Source organism: Staphylococcus sp. EG-SA-2 (assembly GCF_017152085.1).
The window spans coordinates 1-1,116 of record NZ_JACYHC010000862.1 but is presented as its reverse complement, the minus strand read 5'-3'; the positions used below and the strand labels follow the sequence as shown (position 1 = coordinate 1,116).

Annotated in this window: 2 protein-coding genes and 1 pseudogene; all 3 read right to left on the bottom strand. The window is 38.4% G+C overall.

Features of this window, described 5'->3' with window-relative positions:
• The coding region (locus IDG60_RS15425; protein WP_241013383.1) for a HisA/HisF-related TIM barrel protein at window positions 1–276 on the bottom strand (276 nt) is incomplete at its 3' end.
• Window positions 273–977 (bottom strand): 1-(5-phosphoribosyl)-5-((5-phosphoribosylamino)methylideneamino)imidazole-4-carboxamide isomerase, encoded by a 705-nt coding sequence (hisA, locus tag IDG60_RS15420; protein WP_000571742.1) that lies wholly within the window; start codon window positions 975–977, stop codon window positions 273–275. The genes IDG60_RS15425 and hisA, both read right to left, overlap by 4 nt.
• Window positions 970–1,116 (bottom strand): annotated as a pseudogene (gene hisH, locus IDG60_RS15415) (imidazole glycerol phosphate synthase subunit HisH); the annotation flags it as partial. The gene hisA and the pseudogene hisH, both read right to left, overlap by 8 nt.

The window sequence follows — 1,116 nt, the reverse complement described above, 5'->3', positions numbered from 1 at the left end:
CAATTGGGTAATATCATCGAGACTTTGAATCCCACCCCCTACAGTAAGAGGGATAAACAAGCGTGACGCTGTCTGTTCAATCACTTCTAGCATTAAGCTATGACCCTCTTCCGTCTTAGAGATGTCTAAAAATACTAATTCATCAGCACCCGCTTCATTGTAATATATTGCTAAATCAACAGGATTCCCTATATCCCTTAATCCTTTAAATTGAATCCCTTTAACGACACGACCATCTTTGACATCTAAACATGGAATGATACGTTTTTTAATCATTCTAGCCCCTCCCAAAAAGATGCTTGATGTGCAGCCTTTCCTATAATAGCAGCGTGAACATTTAGCGACGCTAATCGTTGAATATCTTGCTGATGTCTAATACCACCGGAAGCAATGACAGGAATCGTCGTTGCCTTTACTAATTGACCAGTTAATTCAAAGTTAGGTCCGGACATTTTGCCATCTTTAGCAATATCAGTATATATAATGCCTCCAAGAGGTATATCCGATAACTGTCTCACAAAACTAAATAAATTTAACTCTGTGTCCTCTTCCCATCCGTTCACTTTAATATCTTCTCCATAAGCATCAACTGACAGATAAATACGACCTGGAAATGTATGTGCCATCTCTTTAAGCCAATCAGTATCTTGAATGCCTTTCGTTCCAACTATGCAATAATTAATCCCTGCGGCAAAGTAGTCCATGATTTGTGACTTCGTACGAATGCCACCACCTACTTCAATATCTTTGGTTGTTAATCTCCTCAATGACTTAATATAATCAAACTCTCGGGCATACTGTGCCTTAGCACCTATCAAGTCGACGATATGAATACGATTCACACATTCAAATTGACTATAGTAAGCAATACTTTCTTCAGCCGAACGCGACATTTTTTCTTCACTATCATATTTACCCTCTGTTAACCTCACACTTGTTGACCCAATCAAATCAATCGCTGGCCATAATTCAATCATTTATAAATCCCCCTTGTATTGCCTGACGCAAAATTTGTAACCCATATGTACCGCTTTTTTCAGGATGGAATTGAATACCAATATAATTGTTAAATTGAACAATTGCCGGAATATCAGCCCCATACTGCGCATATGCAAT